The organism is Betaproteobacteria bacterium, assembly GCA_016791345.1.
Lineage (GTDB): Bacteria > Pseudomonadota > Gammaproteobacteria > Burkholderiales > JAEUMW01 > JAEUMW01.
Genome location: JAEUMW010000143.1, coordinates 1 through 4,536 on the forward strand (window position 1 = coordinate 1; position 4,536 = coordinate 4,536).

Genomic DNA, 4,536 nt, shown 5'->3' on the forward strand with positions numbered 1-4,536 from the left:
GTTCCGAGTATCGCTCGCGCGCCGCGGAACCGCTGGCCCCGATCTGCGGAAAGAGCGCGGAGTTCACCACGCCGGCCTGGGCACGCGCCTGCTCGACGCGGGCCGATGCGATCATGAGGTCCCGGTTCTCGGCGAGCGCGATCTGGATGAGCGCCCGCAGCGCTTCGTCCTGGAAGAGCTGCCACCACGCCAGCTCGGCGAGCGAGCCGCCTTCGGCATCCGGCGTTCGCCATGCAGACGGCGGGTCGACTTGCGGGCGCTCGTACTTCGGCGCGAAGGAACAGCCTGCCAGCAGCGCAGCGCAGACCAGGGCCGCGACGGTCCTGCTCACGAGGCGTTTCCGGACTGCGTGACGGATCGCGGCTGCACCCGGTCGCTCCATCCCCAGGCGAAGTCGCGCGCGTCGTCGGCGAGGAGGTTCTCCTCCGGACGCAGCGGGATGAACAATGCGATGAGCAGCGCGAGCGCGTTGGCGGCCAGCAGAAATCGCCGCCCCGCGCGCTGGCCGACGGCTTGCGCATTGTAGGCGACCCATGAGCCGACGACGCCGGCGGCCTGCTCCTTCGCGATGGCGGGCGCACTTCCGCGCGAGACGACATGCTGTTCGACGCGTTCCAGCACCTGCGCGTAGGCGGGGTTGTTCCGGTTCACTCGCTGCCCCAGCGAGTCCTGACCGACGTCGGTGCCACGTTGGATGACGATCACGGCAGTGAATGCCAGAAGCAGGGTGGCGGAGGATCGCAGCGCCACCTTCACCCCCGCGAGCTGGCGCACCGCCGCCGCATTCTGTCCCGAGAAGGTAAGACGCAGCGCGGTCGGAAATACCAGGCCGGCCCCCGCAGCCCAGACGCACAGCATCGCGCTCACGGTCGCCTTGGCGGTGTACAGATCCGCCTGCAGAAACCACAGTCCGCCCGCGAGGCTCGACGCAAGTCCGGCCCAGAGCGCGACGAGGTTCGTCTTGCGACCATAGAGGAAACCGCTGGCGAGACAGGAGCTGAGGATCGCGACGGCGGGAAAGAAGAGGATCCATCCCTCGACCACGCTCGGATATCCGCGCAACTGTAAATAGCTGGGCAGCGTGATCAACATTCCCACCGCCGCACCGGCGAAGAGGGCGATGACGGGCAGCGTCAGCGCGAGCGTGCGAAACCCCGCAAGCCGCAGGTTGACGAGCGGGTCGGTCGAGGTAAGCGTCGTCCAGACGAAGCCGGCAAATGCGAGGGTGCCGCCCGCGATGGAGAAGGCGACAAGGTTCGAATCGAACCAGCCGAAATATTGGCCGCGCAGCACGACGAAGACGGCGACGGCGATCGACGCCGTCAGCAGCAGGATTTCGAGCGGGTTCAGCCGGAGCGGCACGGGCTGCGCCGGCTGGTCGCGGACGAGGGCGCGATGGCCGGTGACGGCGAGGACGAGAAAGGTCACGCCGGCGACGCCATAGATGCTGCGCCAGGACGTCTGGAATTCGAGGAACCCGCCCACCGCAGTGCCGACGAACAGGCCGCCGTAGGTCGCGGCATTGACGACGGCCATGGCGAGTCCCTTGCGGCGCGGGAAGGCGAGCCACATCTGCGAGAGTGCCACCGCGAGCACCAGGCCCTTCGCGCTCATCAGCAGGCGCGCCACGATCATCGCGTAGAGCGACTCGGCAAGGGCAGCCACGACGAAACCGGCGCCCGCGAGTACCGCGCCCGCGAGGAAGGTGCGTTGCGAACCGTAGCTCGCGACGAGAGGCACGCTCAGCAGCGGAGCGAGGATGAGCAGCACCAGGTACGGGCCGGTCGCCCACTGGTAGCGGTACATGTCGGTGTCCAGGCCCTGCAGGATGAGCGTGTTGGACAGAAGCAGTGCGGTGACCGCCACCTCGGCCAGGACGACACTCGGCGTCGTCACCGCCATCACCCACCACTTGCGGGCAAGCCCGAGCCAGACGATCTCGTCGCCGGCGGCAACCGGGGCAGCAGCCGTGGCGGCAGGTGGTTCGCTCATGGCGTGGGCCGCGTCACTGTGCCGGCGGGCTCGCTGCGTTCGCCGGTGCGCTCGGGGTCGCCGCGCCGGGCGCGTCGCTCGGGCCGCTGTGGGAGATCGCCACCGTGGCCGAGAGGCCGGGCCGCAGCTGCGACCAGCGCTCGTCGCGCTCGACGACCACGCGCACCGGCACGCGCTGGATGATCTTCGTGAACTCTCCCGTGGAGACGTCGCGCGGGATGAGCGCGAACTGCGCGCCGGTGGCCTTGCCGACCCACAGCACGTGCCCCTCGAACGGTTCGGAGAATGCGTCGACCGCCACGCGGACCGGGTGCCCGGCGCCCACGCCCTTGAGCTTCGTCTCCTCCAGGTGTGCGGTCACGTAGAGGTTCTCCGTGTCGTAGAGGCTGAAGATGGGCACGCCCGGCGTGCCGAAATCGCCGCGGAACTTGAAGCGCTTGGCCACGACGCCATCGAAGGGCGCCACGACGTCGGTATAGGCGAGCTGTGTCTGCTGCAGGGCAAGCTCGGTGCGTGCGGATTCGACGCGTTCGGCGGCGGCTTCCACCTTGCGCCGTGCCTCGGCGATCTCGAGCGGTCCCTGCCGCGCCAGCGCAAGCTGGGCCTGTGCTTCGCGTCCGCGCTGGTCCGCGGCCTGTGCCAGCGCCTCCGCCGCCTTCACGCGCGCGAGATCGCTTCTCGCCTGCGCGAGCTTTGTCGTCGCCTGGGCATGCTGCGCGGTTGCGGTGGCGAGCGACGTCTGCTTCGCGTCGCGCTCTTCCGGCGCCACGGCGCGGTCCTCGACCAGCGCGTTCCAGCGCTCCGCGGTGACCCGCGCAAAGTCGAGATTCGCCTGCGACGCCTGCAATCCCTGCTCGGCGAGCCTGACATCGTGCGCGAACGTGGCGCGCACCTGGGTGAGGTTGTGCGCGGTGGACTGACTCTGGCTCTGCGCGACCGCGAGCTGATGCTCCGCCGCGGCGATCTGCTGCGGCACCTGGGCTTCGAGACGCTCCAGCGCTGCCACTGCCGTCGCGTGGTCCGCTTCCGCGACCTTCAGCGCGGCCCCGGCCTGCGCCACCTTGTGCTGGTACGGAACGGGGTCGATGCGGGCGAGCAGCTGGCCGCGAACGATGGGCTGGCTGTCCGCGACCAGCATCTCGGTGATCTGCCCTTCGACGCGCGGCGCGAGCTCGACCATGTCGGACTCGATGAAGGCATCGTCGGTGATGGAGTGCGTGAGCCGGTAGCCGACCCACCAGACGAGCAACACCAGCAGCACCAAGCCGGCGAGGCCAACAGCGATCAGCGCGGGCCGCGATTGCAGCAACGCGTGCGCAGGATGCTGGGTGGCAGCGGGTTCCGGCAAAGAAACAGTCCCCTTACGGCCCCGCGGGGCGGGGCGAAGCGAGGGGAATTAGACACGATTTCCCGTACCGTTGCAGCCTCGGGGGCGCGCGAGCACACCGGCGTGAGTGCCGCTGAAAGCGCCAACCCGTGGGCGAACTTCATCCGAGTGGCGCGTCCGGCAGTGGAGGGTTCCGCGTCTGCCTTCTACCTGAGACCGACCAGCAGCACGGCCCGTCGCTCGTCTGCAGACGATCTCCAGCCTGTCGCCGACGTTGGCGTGCGCCACCTGCCAAGCGCCGCCGAACACGAAGGCCGGCGCCGCGCGTGGGAGAAGCGGATCGAAACCGGCAGTGCGCTCAGCGGCGATCCCGTGGCTGCCGTTCGGTCGCGCCGAGCGTGAGCGCCCGGCGCGTGATGGCGAGATGCTACGGCTTGCCAGCGATCAGTCCGCGCGCCCGCAACTGCCCGATGATGACAGCGGCAAAACGCGGGGTTTCCTGCGCGACCGCTGCGGGATTGATGGTTTCGGTGGTCGCCGACCAGATGAGCCGCCGCGTCTTCGTGTCGTAGAGGCTGCTTTCGACCTGCGCGACATCGAACTGATTGACCTGTGTCGCCGGAAACCACATCGGGCCGTAGAAGCCGCCGCCGTATGGCCCCCACGGTCCCCACACGGCGGGACCGGGCACCATCGCGGTCGAGACCTGCGTGCGCGTGTCGACGTTGAGGAGACGCACCACCAGCAGGCCGTCCGCGCCAGACTTTTCGACCGCGGCGGCAAACGCGGCGTCGTTCATCCGGGTTTCATCCGAGGCGACCGTGTAGCCGGGGATGCCCTCGACTCCCGCAGCCTGCAGTTGCGCTGCGAAGCTGTCTTCGAACACGCGGCGGTCGGCAACCTGCCCGCCGACACCCACCACGACGATGCGCTTCATCGGACCGCCGGTGTAGCTGGTGTCGAACCACGCCGAGCGGATCGTCGTGGAAGCGCATGCAGCCAGCACGAGAGCGGTGCACAGCAGGAAGAGGGGGCGCAGCAGCTTCATCGCGAAGTCCTCGTTGGATGACGTGAGGCAATGGTACCGGGATGCGGCACCACCCTGCTGAAAACGGTAACACCGTGAGAGCGTTTTCGGCTTGAGAGAAACGGCGCCACCGTCGAACGAGGCGGCAACGGTCGCCCAGTCTTATCGATTACGCAGTCTTGTCGATCAT

Annotated in this window: 4 protein-coding genes; all 4 read right to left on the reverse strand. The window is 68.7% G+C overall.

What is annotated here, in order from left to right; genetic code table 11:
• A partial coding sequence (locus JNK68_05900; protein ID MBL8539888.1) for a TolC family protein occupies nucleotides 1-331 on the reverse strand: 331 nt, incomplete at its 3' end.
• On the reverse strand, nucleotides 328-1,992 hold the full coding sequence (locus JNK68_05905) for an MFS transporter (protein MBL8539889.1): 1,665 nt from the start codon (nucleotides 1,990-1,992) through the stop codon (nucleotides 328-330). The genes JNK68_05905 and JNK68_05900, both read right to left, overlap by 4 nt.
• Before the next feature lie 13 nt (nucleotides 1,993-2,005).
• The gene (locus JNK68_05910; GenBank protein ID MBL8539890.1) at nucleotides 2,006-3,301 is read right to left on the reverse strand and encodes an HlyD family secretion protein; all 1,296 of its coding nucleotides are present in this window, start codon (nucleotides 3,299-3,301) and stop codon (nucleotides 2,006-2,008) included.
• 445 nt (nucleotides 3,302-3,746) lie between these two features.
• The gene (locus JNK68_05915; protein MBL8539891.1) at nucleotides 3,747-4,367 is read right to left on the reverse strand and encodes a hypothetical protein; all 621 of its coding nucleotides are present in this window, start codon (nucleotides 4,365-4,367) and stop codon (nucleotides 3,747-3,749) included.
• Nucleotides 4,368-4,536 lie beyond the last annotated feature (169 nt).

Excerpts from the sequence above, each read along its gene's own strand:
- JNK68_05905 (MBL8539889.1), bottom strand. The coding sequence starts at position 1,992 with ATGAGCGAACCACCTGCCGCCACGGCTGCTGCCCCGGTTGCCGCCGGC.
- JNK68_05915 (MBL8539891.1), bottom strand. The coding sequence starts at position 4,367 with ATGAAGCTGCTGCGCCCCCTCTTCCTGCTGTGCACCGCTCTCGTGCTG.